The organism is Streptomyces sp. SID12501 (genome assembly GCF_010550245.1).
In the GTDB taxonomy this organism is placed as follows: Bacteria; Actinomycetota; Actinomycetes; order Streptomycetales; family Streptomycetaceae; genus Streptomyces.
Map to the genome: position 1 here is coordinate 89,072 of NZ_JAAGLU010000006.1, position 16,868 is coordinate 105,939.

The 16,868-nt window shown below is 69.9% G+C and carries 17 protein-coding genes and 1 pseudogene; 6 read left to right on the forward strand and 12 right to left on the reverse strand.

All coding sequences use genetic code 11. The annotated features are described in order from the left end of the window. Nucleotides 1-331 precede the first annotated feature (331 nt). Together G3I71_RS08530 and G3I71_RS08535 are read left to right on the forward strand one after the other, a co-directional pair. Entirely contained in the window at nt 332-1,240 is a 909-nt protein-coding gene (locus tag G3I71_RS08530) for a metallophosphoesterase (RefSeq protein ID WP_164313333.1), read from the forward strand. Then, a complete protein-coding gene (locus G3I71_RS08535; RefSeq protein ID WP_164313334.1) occupies nt 1,188-1,916 on the forward strand; it encodes a 4'-phosphopantetheinyl transferase superfamily protein in 729 nt (242 codons plus the stop codon). Before G3I71_RS08530 ends, G3I71_RS08535 begins: the two co-directional genes overlap by 53 nt. Here the strand turns inward: G3I71_RS08535 and G3I71_RS08540 are convergent. Next, nucleotides 1,891-2,118 (reverse strand): hypothetical protein, encoded by a 228-nt coding sequence (locus G3I71_RS08540; protein ID WP_164313335.1) that lies wholly within the window; start codon nt 2,116-2,118, stop codon nt 1,891-1,893. The two genes, G3I71_RS08535 and G3I71_RS08540, sit on opposite strands and share 26 nt — an antisense overlap. Before the next feature lie 215 nt (nt 2,119-2,333). On the opposite strand from G3I71_RS08540, the gene G3I71_RS08545 reads away from it, so the two are divergent. Continuing rightward, nucleotides 2,334-3,344, forward strand: a complete 1,011-nt coding sequence (locus tag G3I71_RS08545; RefSeq protein ID WP_164313336.1) for an alpha/beta fold hydrolase — start codon at nt 2,334-2,336, stop codon at nt 3,342-3,344. Nucleotides 3,345-3,404: 60 nt separating this feature from the next. Here the strand turns inward: G3I71_RS08545 and G3I71_RS08550 are convergent, their stop codons facing one another. Genes G3I71_RS08550 through G3I71_RS08560 form a run of 3 tightly spaced genes read right to left on the reverse strand, consistent with a single transcriptional unit; the run spans nt 3,405 to nt 5,828 of the window. Continuing rightward, entirely contained in the window at nt 3,405-4,598 is a 1,194-nt protein-coding gene (locus tag G3I71_RS08550) for an MAB_1171c family putative transporter (protein WP_164313337.1), read from the reverse strand. Between the two features lie 13 nt (nt 4,599-4,611). Next, nucleotides 4,612-5,139, reverse strand: coding sequence for a toxin-antitoxin system, toxin component (locus G3I71_RS08555; RefSeq protein WP_164313489.1), 528 nt, complete (start codon nt 5,137-5,139; stop codon nt 4,612-4,614). A gap of 32 nt (nt 5,140-5,171) precedes the next feature. Beyond that, entirely contained in the window at nt 5,172-5,828 is a 657-nt protein-coding gene (locus G3I71_RS08560; protein ID WP_164313338.1) for a helix-turn-helix transcriptional regulator, read from the reverse strand. A gap of 267 nt (nt 5,829-6,095) precedes the next feature. Between G3I71_RS08560 and G3I71_RS08565 the strand changes: the two genes are divergently transcribed. After that, nucleotides 6,096-6,767, forward strand: a complete 672-nt coding sequence (locus G3I71_RS08565; protein WP_164313339.1) for a hypothetical protein — start codon at nt 6,096-6,098, stop codon at nt 6,765-6,767. 90 nt (nt 6,768-6,857) lie between these two features. On the opposite strand, the gene G3I71_RS08570 is transcribed toward G3I71_RS08565, so the two are convergent. The 6 genes and pseudogenes from G3I71_RS08570 to G3I71_RS08595 form a co-directional block, all read right to left on the reverse strand. Continuing rightward, a complete protein-coding gene (locus G3I71_RS08570) occupies nt 6,858-7,682 on the reverse strand; it encodes an ABC transporter ATP-binding protein (protein ID WP_164313340.1) in 825 nt (274 codons plus the stop codon). A gap of 66 nt (nt 7,683-7,748) precedes the next feature. Beyond that, nucleotides 7,749-7,889 (reverse strand): annotated as a pseudogene (locus G3I71_RS08575) (ABC transporter permease); the annotation flags it as partial. 85 nt (nt 7,890-7,974) lie between these two features. Beyond that, nucleotides 7,975-8,946 (reverse strand): ABC transporter substrate-binding protein, encoded by a 972-nt coding sequence (locus G3I71_RS08580; protein WP_164313341.1) that lies wholly within the window; start codon nt 8,944-8,946, stop codon nt 7,975-7,977. A gap of 209 nt (nt 8,947-9,155) precedes the next feature. Then, complete coding sequence (locus G3I71_RS08585; RefSeq protein WP_164313342.1) at nt 9,156-10,091, reverse strand: PDR/VanB family oxidoreductase; 936 nt, start codon at nt 10,089-10,091, stop codon at nt 9,156-9,158. Continuing rightward, entirely contained in the window at nt 10,088-10,306 is a 219-nt protein-coding gene (locus G3I71_RS08590; protein WP_164313268.1) for a hypothetical protein, read from the reverse strand. Before G3I71_RS08590 ends, G3I71_RS08585 begins: the two co-directional genes overlap by 4 nt. Next, a complete protein-coding gene (locus tag G3I71_RS08595; RefSeq protein ID WP_164313343.1) occupies nt 10,303-11,367 on the reverse strand; it encodes an aromatic ring-hydroxylating dioxygenase subunit alpha in 1,065 nt (354 codons plus the stop codon). Before G3I71_RS08595 ends, G3I71_RS08590 begins: the two co-directional genes overlap by 4 nt. A gap of 350 nt (nt 11,368-11,717) precedes the next feature. Between G3I71_RS08595 and G3I71_RS08600 the strand changes: the two genes are divergently transcribed. Next, on the forward strand, nt 11,718-13,772 hold the full coding sequence (locus G3I71_RS08600) for a phosphocholine-specific phospholipase C (protein ID WP_164313344.1): 2,055 nt from the start codon (nt 11,718-11,720) through the stop codon (nt 13,770-13,772). Nucleotides 13,773-13,847: 75 nt separating this feature from the next. Continuing rightward, nucleotides 13,848-14,750, forward strand: coding sequence for a phospholipid scramblase-related protein (locus G3I71_RS08605; protein WP_164313345.1), 903 nt, complete (start codon nt 13,848-13,850; stop codon nt 14,748-14,750). Between the two features lie 84 nt (nt 14,751-14,834). Here the strand turns inward: G3I71_RS08605 and G3I71_RS08610 are convergent, their stop codons facing one another. Beyond that, a complete protein-coding gene (locus G3I71_RS08610) occupies nt 14,835-15,869 on the reverse strand; it encodes a hypothetical protein (RefSeq protein ID WP_164313346.1) in 1,035 nt (344 codons plus the stop codon). Further along, nucleotides 15,866-16,663, reverse strand: a complete 798-nt coding sequence (locus G3I71_RS08615) for a phosphatase PAP2 family protein (protein WP_164313347.1) — start codon at nt 16,661-16,663, stop codon at nt 15,866-15,868. The genes G3I71_RS08610 and G3I71_RS08615 overlap by 4 nt, the downstream gene beginning before the upstream one ends. Nucleotides 16,664-16,868 lie beyond the last annotated feature (205 nt).

Consider the following 16,868-nt stretch of genomic DNA (forward strand, 5'->3'; position numbering starts at 1 on the left):
AGCAAGGCCGAGCCCGGCCAGGGGAGAGTTGGGAACACGACAAGCCACCCGGGTGCGAACCGGGTTTTGGCGGAAGTGTTGAGGCGATCATAAGGCTCCGCAGACCCTGTTACTGCTACGCGCGTGTTACGGAATCGTCAGCAGTACCCCGTGTGTTCTCCTGTGCACCACCAGTGGCCACCTGTAATGATCTTCGGCCCGCCCGGTGAGCTGCGCCGGGAGGGCGTCCGGAGGGCGGGCAGCGGTACTTGTCCGGCTGTCGGGGATGTGTTCTTGTGGATCCGAACGTGCGCCCGCGGGGGCGGAGTTATCGGATGCGGAAGGGGCTGGGGTGGAGACGACGGTCGGCGGTGCCGGACAGCTGCTGGCGATCAGTGATCTGCACATCGGCTACCCGGAGAACCGTGCCCTGGTCGAACAGATGCGCCCGGAGACGGACGACGACTGGCTTCTGGTCGCCGGCGACGTGTCGGAGTCGGTGGCCGACATCCGCTGGGTCCTCGAAACCCTCGCCGGCCGGTTCCGCAAGGTGATCTGGGCACCCGGCAACCACGAGCTGTGGACCCACCCCAAGGACCCGGTCACCCTGCGTGGAGTCGCCCGCTACGAACACCTGGTCGAGCTGTGCCGCGAGCTGGGTGTGACGACGCCCGAGGACCCGTACCCCGTGTGGGAGGGCCCCGGCGGCCCCGTCGCCGTCGCGCCGCTCTTCCTCCTCTACGACTACTCCTTCCTGCCGCAGAGCTGCGCGACCAAGGAGGAAGGGCTCGCGTACGCGGAGAGCACGGGCATCGTCTGCACCGACGAGTACCTCCTGCACCCCGACCCCTATCCGACCCGTGAGGCCTGGTGCCGGGCCCGGGTGGCCCACACCGAGCGGCGGCTCGCCGAGCTGCCCGAGGACCTGCCGACGGTGCTCGTCAACCACTATCCGCTGGACCGGCATCCGACGGACGTGCTGTGGCACCCCGAGTTCGCGATGTGGTGCGGCACCACGCTGACCGCCGACTGGCACCGCCGGTTCCGCGTCACGACCATGGTCTACGGCCATCTGCACATCCCTCGGACCACCTGGCACGAGGGCGTCCGCTTCGAAGAAGTGTCCGTGGGCTACCCCCGCGAATGGCAGAAGCGCCCGGGAGACCCGGGAAGGCTGCGCCGCATACTGCCGATGGAGGTCGGATCCGGTGATCGAGGAGCTGCTTCCGGCCACGGTGGTGGCCGTGGAAACGTACGGTGACGAGCCGGCCGACGGCACATACGGCGCCGGTGGGCCCGGGGGCGCGACGCTGTACCCCGAGGAACAGGCGCTCGTGACGCGTGCGGTGCCCAAGCGCGTCCGCGAGTTCACCCTCGTCCGCGCGTGTGCCCGCCGGGCCATGGAGAAGCTCGGCGTGCCACCGCAGCCCGTGCTGCCCGGCGAGCGGGGAGCCCCGCAGTGGCCGGCCGGCCTGGTCGGCAGCATGACCCACTGCGAGGGCTACTGCGCCGCCGCACTGGTCCGCGCCACCGACCTGGCCTCCGTCGGCATCGACGCCGAACCCCACCAGTCGCTGCCCGAAGGCGTCCTGGCTTCCGTGGCCCTGCCCACGGAAGTGGCGCACCTGCGCGCACTGACGGCGGACGGCCCCGGCGCGCACGGAAACCGCGTGCACTGGGACCGGCTGTTGTTCAGCGCCAAGGAAGCGGTCTACAAGGCGTGGTTCCCGCTCACCGGCAAGTGGCTGGACTTCAGCGAGGCCGACATCGAGTTCACGGCCGCCGCCGGCCCGCACCCGTACGGCACCTTCCGGGCCCGGCTGCTGGTGCCCGGACCGGTCGTCGACGGCCGGGAACTCGGTTCCTTCGACGGACACTGGACCGTGCGGCACGGGCTCCTGGCGACGGCCGTCAGCGTGCCGCGCCGGCCTGTCTGAGCAACCGGAAGAACCTCTCCTCGTTGCCCGTCAGACCCGCCTCAGCCAGGGCCGCCTCCGCCTCCGCGAGGACGGCCGGCGGCACGACGGGTGGCCGGTGGCTCCCCGGCGGTACGTCGAAGGCTGCGCGGACGGTGTGCAGCAACCGCAAGTAGGCCTGTACGGCGGTGCGCTCACGGTCGGTCAGTACGGCGGTCGGCATCGGACGGCTCTCCCCATGTCGGCGTCAGCTCTGCTCATCCCTGCACCTCCCAGCTTGCCGCCCGCCACTGACAATCCCGTTTCCGCACACGTCGGTTCGCTCGGTTAGCGGAGGCGAAACCTCCTCGAAACGCCTGGTGAGAATGGGGTTCTACGCTGAGGGGAAAGGGTTTTCGGCAAGGAGCTCAGGGCATTGGAAGCGGGGAGGTGAGCGGCGTGACGGACATTCCGCGCCACGGACCGGCACGCGCCGTACGGCTGCGACCGGTCGGCGACGACGAACTCGAACTGCGGTACCGCGTCGTGCACGGGTACCGCCGGGCCTTCCGCATGGCCGGCGAGGGTCCCGCACTCGTCCTGATCCACGGCATCGGGGACTCCTCGGCGACCTGGGCCGAGCTGATCCCCGACCTCGCCCGCAGCCACACCGTGATCGCCCCCGACCTGCTCGGCCACGGCGCCTCCGACAAGCCGCGCGCCGACTACTCGGTGGCCGCCTACGCCAACGGTGTGCGCGATCTGCTCACCACCCTCGGCATCGAGTCCGCGACACTCGTCGGACACTCCCTCGGCGGCGGGGTGGCCATGCAGTTCGCCTACCAGTTCCCCGAGCGCACCGAGCGGCTCATCCTCGTCAGCGCGGGCGGCGTGGGCCGCGAGGTCAACCCGGTCCTGCGGGCGGTCTCACTGCCGGGCGCCCATCTCGCGCTCTCTGCGCTGCGGTTGCCAGGAATGCGGCTCCAAGTGGGCCTCGTCGTACGGCTGATGAAGCTGCTCGACACCGATCTGGGGCGGGACGCGCCCGAGTTGCTGACTCTCGTGGACGCATTGCCCGACGAGACCTCGCGCAACGCCTTCATCCGTACGTTGCGTGCCGTGGTCGACTGGCGCGGGCAGGTCGTGACGATGCTCGACCGCTGCTATCTCACCGAGGGCATGCCGACGATGTTGCTGTGGGGGGACCGGGACAGCGTGGTGCCGGTGCGGCACGCCTACGGGGCGCACGAGGCGATGCCGGGGAGCCGGCTGGAGATATTCGAGGGGGCGGGCCATTTCCCGTTCCACAGTGATCCGGCGCGGTTCGTGGCGCTTGTCGAGGAGTTCACCGGGGGGAGTGCGCCGGCTGACTGGAGTCGGGAGCACTGGCGGGAGCTGTTGGTCGACGGGCGGCCCGCACAGGTGATGGAACAGGGCTTGCGGGAAGTGAGTGAGCGCAGTGCGACGTAGTTCTCCGGGTGCGGACCGCATGTGGCTGGTCGCGCCCACGCGGCGGAGCCGCAAATTGACCTAGCCCTGCGCCCCTTGAAAGCCCCGCCCCTCCCGTACCTCTGCGACTACCGGGGACCGGCGCAGGGCGTGGGACATGCCCACCAGGTCACGGGGGCCCTCGGTTGCCGGCGGCGGGCCGTCGTTCTCTGTTGCCGCCGCGCTGATCACCGTGCCCTCAGGGTCCGCCGCCCGGGCCCGTAAGGCGGCCGTCACCATCGCCGCGTCCGCCTCGGCCCGGGCGGCGTCGGGGGAGGAGCCCGCGGTGCGGGCGGCTTCGTAGGCCCGGGTGCGGACGGTGGGGTCGAAGTACGGGTACAGGCTGAGCATGCCGTCGTGGATGTCGGACTCCCGCTGGGTGACCTGGAGTTCGGCCGGGGACCACCAGGCGATCCGGACCGCGCGCTCGCCGTGGTCCGACAGGGGTGCGAGCTCCCGCCACAGCGGGCTCAGGCGGCGGTACGTCGACCAGCTGCTCCACACGTCCCCGACGCGCTGGAAGGCCAGCGGGATGCAGAAGCCGGCCGCGGTGACGACCTCCGAGGCGGCGGCCATCGCGGGTGCGACGTACGTGCTCAGGTAGTCGAGATTCCCGCCGTTCCAGCGGGCGACGACGGCCGTCAGCTTGGTGGCCGCGAAGGCGATGTTGCAGAAGAAGCCGGCCACGATGACGAGCAGCCCCACCCGCAGCCAGCCGTGCACCTGCAGCGCCCACCGCCAGCACACCAGGTTCATCGCGATGTTCGAGACCGTGAGCGCGACGAGGTACAGCACGATCATCTCGCGGATGAACGGCGTGTCGGCGTAGTGCGTGTCGAAGTCGCGCAGGCGCTGCTCGGGCGCGTCCCCGAGGGCGAACAGGGCGGCCGTGGCCATGATCACCACCGCGTAGCCGGCGATCCAGCGGCGCGAGGCGCGCCGGGTGGCCTCGGGCGGGCCACCGCGCCAGTTGATGATCAGCACCAGACAGGAGGCGCTGAAGGCGCTCAGCAGGCAGTACACGAGCGGCGCCGAGAAGTTCGGGACGGCGGTGACGCGGTTGACCCACGAGATGGTCGGCGGGGCCGCGAAGAGGAACACCAGCACGGACAGCAGGAGCAGCGCGTACACCGAGCGCAGCAGCGGGTCGCGCCAGGCGCGCAGCACCGCCCGGCCCTTGAGGAGGAGGACGATCACCATCGCGGCGGACGGCACGTAGTAGCTGGAGTCGTTCACGCCGGGCGCCGCCTCAGCTCTGTGGCCCGCGATAGCCCAGGGAGGCCTCGATCCGGCCCGCGAGCTGGTCGCGCCTCACCGGCCGGCGCGCCGAACCGGCGAGCCACGTACGGCACTTGCTGGCCAGCAGCAGGCCGAAGCTCTCGGCGTCCTGTTCGTCGGCGAGGTCGGAGCGGGTGCGGGCGGCCACCTTGCGGACCGTGTCCTGGAGGTCCGCTGTGTCGCTGAGCAGCCGGGCGGCGACCGCCGCGCCCTCGACGTGGTGGCCGCAGTGCCCGGCCTGCATGTGCCACAGCTCATGGCCAAGGATCACCAACTGGTGGTCGGGCGCGGTGCGTTCCTCGACCACGATGAGGTCCTGGTCGGCCATGTCGAGCCACAGTCCGCTGGCCGTACCGGGTGGGAAGGGGGCCGCGCGGAACACGACGGGACGGCCGCGGCGTCTGCTCATGGCGTCGCACAGCGCGGCGTAGAGGTCGGCGGGCTCGGCCGGTGCCGGGAGCCTCAGCTCGGTCACCAACTCGCCGCACAGGCGGCGCATTTCCTTGCCGATGTTCACAGTCATCCCTCGGATCACGACTCCGGCCGCTTGACGCTCTCCAGAAGCATGTCCAGCCATTCGGCGACCTTGTCGCGATGCTGGTCGGAGGGCAGCTGCGCGGCCCGCCAGGCGATTCCGCGGACGCCGTGGTCCTGCAGCAGCCGCTCCAGCGGGTCGCTGGTGGCTTTCGCCGCCCGGCGCTCACGGTCGGCGAGCTGCTGGAGAAGCTCCTGTTCGGAGCGCTGGAGGGCGCCCGCGAGCGCCTCGGGATCCTCCGCGGTGAGGAAACCGGCGTGCACTCTGAAGAAGCGCTGGATGGCGTCGCAGTGCTCCATGGTGGGGCGCCGGTCGCCGTTGATCAGGGCGCCCGCCTGCTGGCGCGACATGCCGGCGCCGTCGGCGATCTCCTGCTGCGTGTACTTGCGGCCGTTCGGCTTGAGGCGGGTGCGGCGCAGCAGGCCCAGACGCTGCAGGAAACGGGCCTGGAGATCGGGTTCGCCGGCGCTCTGTCCACTCAGCAGGGCCTTGACGACGCTCTCCGGAACGCCGGACGCGGCGGAGAGCCGCCCGGTGTGGAAGACCTCGGTGTGCGACACACCGAGCCGGTCTGCGAGCGCGGTGACCCGGACCACGACGGCGGACAGCAGAACCGTCGCCGTGGCGCCCGGAACCTCGTAGCCATCCGTCACCGACAGGTCTCCTACCGTCTTTTGGGTCTTTGTGTCTCTGTGTGTGTCATCCACGACGTGTACGTCATCCAGGACTTCGTCGGGCTCCGTGAACTGCCCGGAGAGTGTAGCGGGTTGTTCGAACTCACATCCAGCTCTCGCCACATCTGTGGCCAGATTCAGCCGTCAACGGGCATGAAATGCCACGATAGTTGACACGGCTCATCCCAGGGCATCAGGATCAGGGCGCCGCGTGAAGGCCGCATAGGCAAGAGGGGTGACCTCCCGATGGCATTTCAGGCAGGAGGGCAGCGGCCGGCGCCGCGGCCCGTCCCCGAGGGGCCCGAGGCCCAGGCGTATCTGCGGGACTACGCCACGCTTCTGGAGGCCCTGGCCTTTCCGTCCGTCGTCCTCGACCACCGCTGGGACGTGGTCCTCTCCAACACCGCGTTCGAGACACTTTTCCGCACCGTCGGCCCGCATCCCACGGCCATGCCCGGCGACAACTTCCTCCGTTTCGTCCTCTTCCACCCGGACGCGGGCACGGTCCTCGGCGAGCACGAGTCCAGCTGGTGCCTGCCGATGCTCGCCCACTTCGCCGCCGCCGTGGAGGTGCACGCCCAGGACCGCGGCCTCCAGGCCATCCGCCGGGACATCGCACAGGACCCGATCATGGAGGCCGCCTACCGGCAGGGCCTGCCGCACTGGATCCGGGCGGTAGGCGCTGAGGCCGTCCAGCACGACGGGGCCGTACGGCCGCTGCTGCACCCCGACCCGCGCTGGGGCGCCACCGAGTGCCGCGTCGTGGGCGAGACCCCCAAGTCCCTCGAGGACATGGGCTATACGAGGCTGACGCTGGTGCTCCGCGAGACGCGGCGCGCGGCGGACGCCCCACGCGGACCACGCCGCCCGCGGCGCTCGGCGAGCCACCTGAGCGTGGTGCCGGCCCCGGAGGCGTGAGACGGGACCTGGCCCCGGAACCGTCGGCGTTCAGGTCGTCGACGGCACCGGGGCCACCGCCCGTTCACCTCACCGGCTCAGGTCCTGTCCTTACGTCCTGTCCTCGGTCCTGTCCGCCGGACCCGGTGACGGTGACGGTGTTGCGCGCTTGGCCGCCTGGATCTGCTCGTAGACATGCGTACGGAGTTGGGCGAAGCGCGGGGCGACCCTGGTGTGCAACTGGTCGCGCTCGTCCGGCAGATCGATCTTCAGTTCCTCTCTGACGACGGTCGGGGACGCGGACAGGACGATCACCCGCTGACCGAGATACACGGCCTCGTCGATGTCGTGGGTGACGAACAGGATCGTGATCCCGCGCTCCCGCCACAGCCCCCGTACGAGATCCTCCAGATCGGCGCGCGTCTGGGCGTCGACCGCCGCGAACGGCTCGTCCATCAACAGCACTTCGGGCTCGTAGGCGAGCGCGCGGGCGATCGCGACCCGCTGCTGCATACCGCCGGACAGCTGCCAGGGGTAGGCCCCGGCGGCGTCCGCGAGGCCCACCGAGTGCAGCGCGTCCGCGACCAGCTCGCGGCGCCTGGCCTTGGGCAGGTTCTTCTGCCTGAGGGGGAGTCCGACGTTGTCGCCGACACGCATCCAGGGGAACAGACTGCGGCCGTACTCCTGGAAGACGAAGGCCATTCCGGGCGGCGGCCCGCTCACCGGCCGCCCCGCGAGCGTCACTTGGCCCGCCGTCGGTGCCAGCAGCCCGCCCACGCACTTCAGCAGCGTCGTCTTGCCGCACCCCGACGGGCCGACCAGACACACGAGTTCACCCGCCTCGACGCCGAAGGTGAGGTCCCGCACAGCCTCGACCCGGCGCCCGGAACCGTCGTAGACCTTGTTCAGGCCGGTGACATCGAGAAGCGCGCCCACTGGATCGCCCTTTCACGTTCACGAGGTTCACGGCGACCGCCGGGCCGAGGCGCGCGGGCCGTGGTATCAGCCGAGCACGCGTCGCTCGACCGGCTGGAAGACGACGGAGAGGACAGAGAGGAAGAAGCCGGGCAGACCCAGGACGAGGATCCCCGTCCACATGTCCGGTACGGCGAAGCCGCGTTGGAACTGCACGACGGTGAAACCCTGACGAGACCGAGCCACGGCACCGCCTCGCCCAGGGCGAGGAGGACCGCGAGCCCGGTCGCGCCGAGCAAGGCGTTCGTTCCCCTCACGGCAACAGCTTGTCCAGGTCGGGGGACTGCTTGAAGAGACCGTCCGCCTCGCCCAGCTTCTCCAGCGCCTCGATCGAGGCACGGTTCGCCTCGGCCGGCCACTTCGGCAGGGTCACCTTCGCCAGCACGTCCGCCGGGATCTTGGTGTACGTCGTGACGGCCTGGCGGGCCTCGTCCGGGTGGGCGTCGGCGTACGCGAGGGACTCGGCGGTCGCCTCCTGGAACTTCTTCACCAACTCCGGGTTCTTCTGGGCGTACTGGGTCGAGGTGAAGTACATCGCGACGGTGCAGTTCGGCGCGACGTCCACCAGCGGCCAGGCGATCTCACGGCCGCCCTGGCTCTTGACCGTCGCGAGGGCGGGCTCGACGACCTGGGCCGCGTCGATCTGGCCACCGTCGAGGGCGGCGGGCATCTGGTCGAAGGCAAGCTCGACGAACGTCACCTTGTCCGGGTCGCCGCCGGCCTTGCGCACCGACTCGCGCACCGAGGTCTCGTTGATGTTCTTGAGGGTGTTGACGGCGACCTTCTTGCCCTCCAGGTCCTTCGCGGACTTGATCGGGCTGTCCTTCTTCACGGTGATGGCGCTGAAGTCCTTGCCCTGCACACCGGTCGATGCGATGCCGTTGGCGACGGCCTTGACGGGCACGCTGTTGGCCTGGGCGATCATCAGTGACGTCACGTTGCTGAAGCCGAACTGGAACTGACCGCTGACGACACCCGGCACGATCGCCGCGCCGCCCTGCGCGAGGGTCATGGACAGCTTGAGCCCGCGCTCGCTGAAGAAGCCCTTCTGCTGACCGAGATAGAGGGGCGCGACATCGACGATGGGGATGATGCCGACCTTGAGAGTGGTGGTGCCGCCGGACGGCGAGGTGCCGTCCGGCGAACCGGAACCGTCCGACGACCCACAGGCCGTCGCGGTGACCAGGAGCGTGACGGCCGTGAGACCGGTGAACAGACGACGCAAGACTCCTCCTGTGGGACCGATCGTGGTGCTCCGACAGGTTGTGCCAGGTGGTGGCGAGTTGTGCGCGGACAGCACTGACGTGCTCAGTCGTTCGCAGTCGTGCTCAGGCGTTCTCAGCGGGAACGTAAAGCCCCGGGTGAAGCAGGGTCAATGCCTTTGCCGTGTGAGTCGCCGCCCCGGTGCGGGACCGGGGCGGCGGGACGGTGGCTCTAGAGGTCGAGGACGAGCCGCGGGCCACGGCACCGGGACACACAGATGAGCATCGTCTCGCCCGCCTCCCGCTCCTCGTCCGAGAGCACCGAGTCCCGGTGGTCCGGGGTGCCTTCGAGCACGTCCGTCTCACACGTGCCGCAGGTGCCCTCGGTGCACGAGAAGAGCACCTCGACCCCGGCGCCGCGCACCGCGTCCAGCACGGACACCTCGACGGGCACGGTCAGCGTGCGACCGCTGCGCTGCAGGACGACCTCGAACTCACTGTCTGCGCCGCCCTGTTGGGCCTTGGGCGCGAACCGCTCGACGTGCAGCGCACCGGCCGGGCAGACCGACTCCACCGCGTCGAGGAGGGCACCGGGGCCGCAGCAGTAGACAAGGGTGCCTTCCGGCAGCCGCCCGATCTCCGAGTCGAGGTCCAGGAGCCCGGCCTCGTCCTGCGGAGCGAACGTGACCTTGTCCCCGTACCGCCCCAACTCCTCTGTGAACGCCATGGAGTCGCGGGTGCGCCCGCCGTACAGCAGCGTCCACTCGGCGCCCGCGGCCTCGGCGGCGGCGAGCATCGGCAGGATCGGGGTGATGCCGATACCGCCGGCGACGAAGCGGTATCGGGGCGCCGGCTTGAGGGCGAAGTGGTTACGGGGGCCGCGTACCCGCACCTTGTCGCCGAGCCCCAACTGCCCGTGCACATAAGCGGATCCACCGCGCCCGTCCGGCTCGCGCAGCACCGCGATCCGCCACGTCGACCGGTCGGCGGGGTCGCCGCACAGCGAGTACTGCCGCTCCAGCTCCGGCCCGAGCACGACATCGACATGCGCGCCCGGCTCCCAGTCCGGCAGCTCCTCACCCAGCGGATGGCGCAGGGTGAGCGCCAGCACGCCGTCGGCGGCCGACTCCCGCCGCTCGACGACGAGTTCGGCCTCGTACACGTTCATGAGCTGTTTCCCTGTGGCTGGTCCGCCTGCGGCTGATGTCCCTGCGGATGGGCGAGCATCCACTCCCACATCTCGATGGGGTCCTGCGAGTTGTACTCACGGCCGCAGTGACAGGTGCCGTGCAGGACGTCCGTGCCCGGCAGCCAGGCGATGCGGTAGATCTCGCGCGGTATTTCGGAAACGCGCGGTGTTTCGGAGAGGGGTCCGCCGCTCACAGGACCTTCTCCACCGGCTTGTCGCCCTCCTCGACCAGCCGGGCGAGGATACGGCGGGCGGCGAGACCGCCGGTGTCGATGTTGATGCTCAGCTCCTGGTACCCGGACCGTTCCGAACCCAGCGTCCGCTGAAGGAGGTTGAGCGCGTCGACGTCCTGCATGACCACGGTGTGGTTGTTGCCCCGCAGGAACTCGGTGACCTCGTCGTCGTCCGTGGCCCAGTCGCGCGAGACCATCCAGAAGTCGTACACCTTCCCGTCGGCCGACGGCGTGATCGCGTACGTGATCTCGGTGTGGAAACCGTTCGGGTCGCTGCCGTCGGCCTCGGGCAGGACACCCACCGGTGCGATCCGGCTGTGCAGCAGATACAGGCACGGCGCGTGGTACTCGATGTCCTGCCAGCGCGTGATCCGCCCCTCGATGCCGGTCGACCTGGCGTAGAACGGCGGGCACTCGGCGTCGTCCATGTGCCGGCTGACCCGGACGATGCCCGCGCCCTCGTCGACCTCCGTGTTGATCGGCGTCTCGGCGACCTCGGGTGTGCCGATGTAGCCGCCGTGCAGATAGGTCTCGTGGGAGAGGTCGAGCAGGTTGTCGACGAGCAGTCCGTAGTCGGCGTCGATGGGCTCCATGCCCTTGACGGTGACCCAGCCGGGGGAGTCCAGGTGCCGGGCCCGCGGAATCGTGTCGGCGTCGGCGAGGGCCGGGTCGCCGATCCACACCCAGATCAGGGCGTCCTGCTCGACCACCGGGTAGGAGGCGACGCGGGCGGTGCGCGGGATGCGTTTCTGCCCGGGCACGTACACACACGTACCCGTGGTGTCGTAGGTGAAGCCGTGATATCCGCACACGATCCGGTCGCCGTCGAGTCCGCTCTCGGAGAGCGGGTAACGCCGGTGCACACAGCGGTCGTGCAGGGCGACGGGCGTCCCCTCGCCCTCGGTCCGGTAGAAGACGAGGGGCTCACCGAGAATCGTGCGGCCGAGCAGTTCCCGGCCCACCTCGTGGCTGTAGGCGGCGACGTACCACTGGTTCCTGGCGAAACTGGTCGTGTGCGGCATGGGTGCGACTCCCGTCGGTCTGCGGTGGTGTCATCGTCGGGAAGGGCGTCACAGCCCCGCAACAGCTCTTCCGCCTCACGGAAGGGATTCCCTGTGGAGCCCGGGCCCCGCTGCGGTGTCCGGCAGCTACCTGAACGGCATCAGCGGTATCGGCGCCGCCAACCGCGTGGACATCGTCATGGGGGTTTCTTGGGCCGGCCTTGGCCCGCCCCACATCTCACGTACCGATGACCTTCACGCGGATGCCACCGGACCCTTCCGTGCCGTTCGGTACCCCTGGGAAACTCCAGACGCGCGCATTCCGTCACGTTCCACCCAATGCCGTCAGCAGGACGAGAGGCTCCTCCCCCATGCCCGAAGTCAACCGGCGCCACTTCCTCCAACTCGCGGGCGCGACCACGGCGTTCACCGCGCTCTCCAGCAGCATCGAGCGCGCTGCCGCCCTTCCCGCGCACCACCGCACCGGGACGATCGAGGACGTCGAGCACATCGTCGTCCTCATGCAGGAGAACCGGTCCTTCGACCACTACTTCGGTTCACTGCGAGGAGTCCGGGGCTTCGGCGACCCGCATCCGGTCACCCAGGCGAACGGCAAGTCGGTGTGGCACCAGTCGGACGGCACCAAGGACGTACTGCCCTTCCGCCCGGACGCGGACGACCTGGGGCTGGCCTTCATCCAGGACCTCCCGCACAGCTGGAGCGACGGGCACGTCGCCTTCAACAACGGCAAGTACGACAAGTGGATCCAGGCCAAGTCCTCGACGACCATGGCCTACCTGAACCGCAAGGACATCCCGTTCCACTACGCGCTGGCCGACTCCTTCACCATCTGCGACGCGTACCACTGCTCGTTCATCGGCTCCACCGACCCCAACCGCTACTACATGTGGACGGGCTACACGGGCAACGACGGCAAGGGCGGCGGCCCCGTCCTCGGCAACGACGAGGTGGGGTACAGCTGGACGACGTACCCGGAGCGTCTCGAAAAGGCGGGCGTGTCCTGGAAGGTCTACCAGGACGTCGGCGACGGGCTCGACGCGGCCGGTTCCTGGGGCTGGATCCAGGACGCCTACCGGGGCAACTACGGTGACAACTCGCTCCTCTACTTCAACCAGTACCGCGACGCCAAGCCCGGCGACCCCCTCTACGACAAGGCCCGCACCGGCACCGACGCCCGCAAGGGCGAGGGCTTCTTCGACCAGCTCAAGGCCGACGTGTCAGGGGGCAGGCTGCCGCAGATCTCCTGGATCGTCGCCCCCGAGGCCTTCACCGAGCACCCCAACTGGCCCGCGAACTACGGCGCCTGGTACATCGCCCAGGTCCTGGACGCGCTCACCTCCGACCCCGAGGTGTGGGCGAAGACCGCGCTGTTCATCACGTACGACGAGAACGACGGCTTCTTCGACCACCTCGTGCCGCCGTTCCCGCCCCAGTCGGACGCGCAGGGCAGATCGACGGTCGACGTCGGCCCGGACCTGTTCAAGGGCGACAGCCGGCACGCGGCCGGTACCTACGGGCTCGGGCAGCGGGTGCCGATGCTGGTCGTCTCGCCCTGGAGCAAGGGCGGGTTCGTCTGCTCGGAGACGCTCGACCACACGTCGGTCATCCGGTTCATGGAGAGCCGCTTCGGCGTGCACGAGCCCAACATCTCGCCCTGGCGGCGCGCGGTCTGCGGCGACCTGACGGCCGCCTTCGACTTCTCCCGCAAGGACACCAGGCCGGTGGCCCTCCCCGGCACCGACGGTTACCGGCCGCCGGACAAGGACCGCCACCCGGACTACGTCCCGGTCCCGCCCGCCAACCCGGTCCTGCCCCGGCAGGAACGCGGCCTGCGCCCGGCCCGTCCGCTCAAGTACGCCCCGTACGTGGACGGTTCGGCAGACCTGACGGCCGGAAAGTTCACGCTCGCCTTCGCCTCCGGCACCCACGCCGGCGCCTCCTTCCTCGTGACCTCCGGCAACCGCACCGACGGCCCGTGGGCGTACACCACCGGCGCCGGCGAGACCGTCTCCGACACCTGGAACTCGGCGTACTCGAAGGACGCCCACGACCTGACGGTGCATGGCCCGAACGGCTTCCTCCGGGTCTTCAAGGGCCGGGGCAAGGGCGCCGCCGGACCCGAGGTGACCGCACGGCACGTCGGGGACGACCTTGAGCTGACGATCGGCAACAAGAGCTCCAAGACAGTGGAGTTGAAGCTGAGCAGCGGATACGGGGGACACTCGCGCAAGATCAGGGTGCGGGCCGGGGCAACCGTGCGGCACCGGGTGGACCTGGGGGCCAGCAAGCGGTGGTACGACGTGACGGTCACCTCGGACGCCGACGCGTCGTTCCTGCGCCGGTTCGCCGGGCACGTGGAGAACGGCCGGGCGGGTGTGAGTGATCCGGCGATCGTGACCTGCTGAGAGGGCGAAGCGGGGCCCGGGGCGCTTTGACGGGGACATGGTTGTCATGCAGCCGCGTCACGGTACTGTGCCCCGGTGACCACGCAATCGAACATACCTGCAGGTTGGTACGCGGATCCCCAGGGAGCGGCCCAGACGCTCCGGTACTGGGACGGTTCCCAGTGGACCGACCACACCAACACCGACCAGCAGCAGGCCCAGCAGTCCCAGCCCCAGCAGCCGCAGGCGGCGCCGGTACAGCCGCCCCAGCAGGGATTCGGTCCGCCCCAGGGCCAGCCCCAGAAGGGGTTCGGCGCCCCGCAGCCCGCTGCCGGTGCCGATGCGCGGGTGCAGCGGCAGGTGCAGCAGCAGGCCGGGGTCGCGGCGGGGGCGGGCGGCGGCACGCTGTTCACCGAGCCGGTGCTGGTGGTCAACCAGAAGGCCAAGCTGATCGAGCTGACCAACGAGTACAAGGTCATGGACCAGCAGGGCCGTGAACTCGGCTCGGTCGTCCAGGTCGGCCAGAGCGCGCTGAAGAAGATCCTGCGCTTCGTCGCCAGCATCGACCAGTTCATGACGCACAAGCTGGAGATCCGGGACGCCCACGGGCAGCCGGTGCTGCTGCTGACGCGCCCCCGGAAGTTCATGAAGTCGCGGGTGATCGTACAGCGTCCGGACGGCTCGCCGGTCGGTGAGATCGTCCAGCAGAACATGATCGGGAAGATCAACTTCGCGATCAACGCGGGCGGCCAGCAGGTCGGCGCGATCAAGGCGGAGAACTGGCGGGCCTGGAACTTCGCGATCGTCGACCACGCGGAGAACGAGGTCGCCCGTATCACCAAGACCTGGGAAGGTCTGGCGAAGACGATGTTCACGACGGCGGACAACTACGTCCTGCAGATCCACTACCAGCTGCCCGAGCCCTTGCTGAGCCTCGTGGTGGCGACGGCGCTGACCGTCGACACGGCGCTGAAGCAGGATTCACGAGGCCTGGGCTGACAGGTCGGTTCACAGAGGACCGGTCGGTACACAGAGACCGACCGAGGCCCCTGTACACAGATGTGTTCACAGGGGCCGGTCGGTTCACAGTGACGTGAGGTGTCCCGGCTCCGACGGCTGCCGGGGCATCAACGACGGTTCGACAGGCGCCGAATGGGCCTCCAGCGCGAGAACCGACGCCACCGGATGCTCCTCGTCGGCCAGGACCGAAGCCGCTGCGGAAGCCGCTGCCGCTGCCGCTGCCGAAGACGGAATCACCACGCGCTCCGGAGACACCGGGACAGAAACCGGAACCGGGTCCGGCGTCGCCCGTGACAGCGTCACCACGCCCCATCCCGCGAGTCCCGCGCCCGCCAGCGCCAGGAGCAGGCCCGAGGCCCCGCCCTGGAGCCGCTCGCCGAGCAGCGTCAGGCCGATCACCGCCGCGGAGACCGGATTGGCCAGCGTCACCAGGGACAGCGGACCGCCGAGGCCGCCCCGGTAGGCGGTCTGGGACAGGATCAGGCCACTCGCCGCGAACGCCGCGACCAGCAGCGCCACCCCGATCACCTGCCAGCCGATCAGTGAACCCGAGCCGGCCGTCGCCGCGACGGTGACCGTCTGGGTGAGCGCCGAGGCCACCCCGGACGAGATACCGGAAGCGCTCGCGTGCCGCAGGCCGGGCCGGGCGCCGGGGCGGGCCAGTACCCCGATCAGGACCATCGTCGTACCCGCGACCGCCAGGGCCTCCGGGAGGCTCAGGACATCGTCGGGCGCCGGACCGGACGCCGTGACCAGGATCGCCGCCAGGCCGAGCAGCGTGAGGGCGGTACCGCGCCACTCCACCGCGCTGACCCGGCGCCCGGCGACCCGCGCGCCCAGCGGCACCGCGGCGACCAGTGTGAGCGCGCCCAGCGGCTGCACCACCGTGAGCGGGCCGTACTTGAGGGCGACCACGTGCAGCAGCGCGCCCCCCGCGTTGAGCAGCACGGAGCCCCACCAGGCACCGGTCGCCAGCAGCCGCCGTATCCCGGCGTCGGCGTTGCGGGAGGCGAGCCGTTCCTGGGCGACGGCCGCGGCGGCGTAGGCGACGGCGGAGAACAGGGAGAGGGTGACGGCGGCGAGAGTGGCGGCGTTCATCGGGTTGCTCCCAGGAGGACGGGCTCGTCGGCCGGGGCGAGCCTGCTGCCCTCGCCCGCCGTCGACTCGGTGCGGTGGGGTGCGTGGACGACCGCGAGGGCGATGCCCAGCAGGGCCGAGGCCACGATCGCGTCGAGCCAGTAGTGGTTCGCCGTACCGACGATCACCAGCAGCGTGACCAGCGGATGCAGCAGCCACAGCCAGCGCCAGCGGGAGCGGGTCGCGACGATCAGGCCGATCGCCACCATCAGGGCCCAGCCGAAGTGCAGCGACGGCATCGCCGCGAACTGGTTGGTCAGGGTGTCGGCCTCGGGCGAGGCGCCGTAGACCGTCGGCCCGAACACCTGGCCGGTGTCGATGAGGCCCGCCTCGCTCAGCAGGCGCGGCGGGGCCAGCGGGAAGGTGAGATGGATCACCAGGGCCGCCCCGGTGACCGCGGCCAGGACCCGGCGGGCCCAGACGTAGTGGGCGGGGCGTCGCAGGTAGAGCCAGACCAGGAAGGCGACGGTGGCCGGGAAGTGCACGGTCGCGTAGTAGGTGTTCGCGAAGTGGATCGCGGTGTCGCTGTGCAGCAGCGCCGACTGCACGGCGCCCTCGCCGGGGAGGTGCAGGGCGCGCTCCCAGTCCCAGACGCGGTGCGCGTTGCGGAAGGCCTCGGCGGTGTGCCCGGTCGCCAGCTGCCGGCCGAGTTTGTAGACGAGGAACAGCCCTGCTACCAGGAGGAGTTCACGGACGAGCGGCGGCCGTCGTATACCGGCGGGTTCCGCCTTGGCAGGCTCGGTGCTGGCTTTCATCCCCCGGCCCTTTCGCTGAGGTGGCGCGTGTGCGCACGTGGTGCGTGATGGGCGGGAACTCGTCTGTACGGGCGCTCGTCTCATCGATACGTTGGTGTACCGATACGAGAGTGTACCGAAACGAATCCGTACCGGTACACTGGCGTATCGATGGACTTACACCACACTGGAATCGGGAATAAGCCACAGAGCAGCCCGACAGGAA

Excerpts from the sequence above, each read along its gene's own strand:
- G3I71_RS08540 (WP_164313335.1), bottom strand. The coding sequence starts at position 2,118 with ATGCCGACCGCCGTACTGACCGACCGTGAGCGCACCGCCGTACAGGCC.
- G3I71_RS08555 (WP_164313489.1), bottom strand. The coding sequence starts at position 5,139 with ATGCGCCGCCTGTGCGGCGAGTTGGTGACCGAGCTGAGGCTCCCGGCA.
- G3I71_RS08565 (WP_164313339.1), top strand. The coding sequence starts at position 6,096 with ATGGCATTTCAGGCAGGAGGGCAGCGGCCGGCGCCGCGGCCCGTCCCC.
- G3I71_RS08585 (WP_164313342.1), bottom strand. The coding sequence starts at position 10,091 with ATGAACGTGTACGAGGCCGAACTCGTCGTCGAGCGGCGGGAGTCGGCC.
- G3I71_RS08595 (WP_164313343.1), bottom strand. The coding sequence starts at position 11,367 with ATGCCGCACACGACCAGTTTCGCCAGGAACCAGTGGTACGTCGCCGCC.
- G3I71_RS08600 (WP_164313344.1), top strand. The coding sequence starts at position 11,718 with ATGCCCGAAGTCAACCGGCGCCACTTCCTCCAACTCGCGGGCGCGACC.
- G3I71_RS08610 (WP_164313346.1), bottom strand. The coding sequence starts at position 15,869 with ATGAACGCCGCCACTCTCGCCGCCGTCACCCTCTCCCTGTTCTCCGCC.
- G3I71_RS08615 (WP_164313347.1), bottom strand. The coding sequence starts at position 16,663 with ATGAAAGCCAGCACCGAGCCTGCCAAGGCGGAACCCGCCGGTATACGA.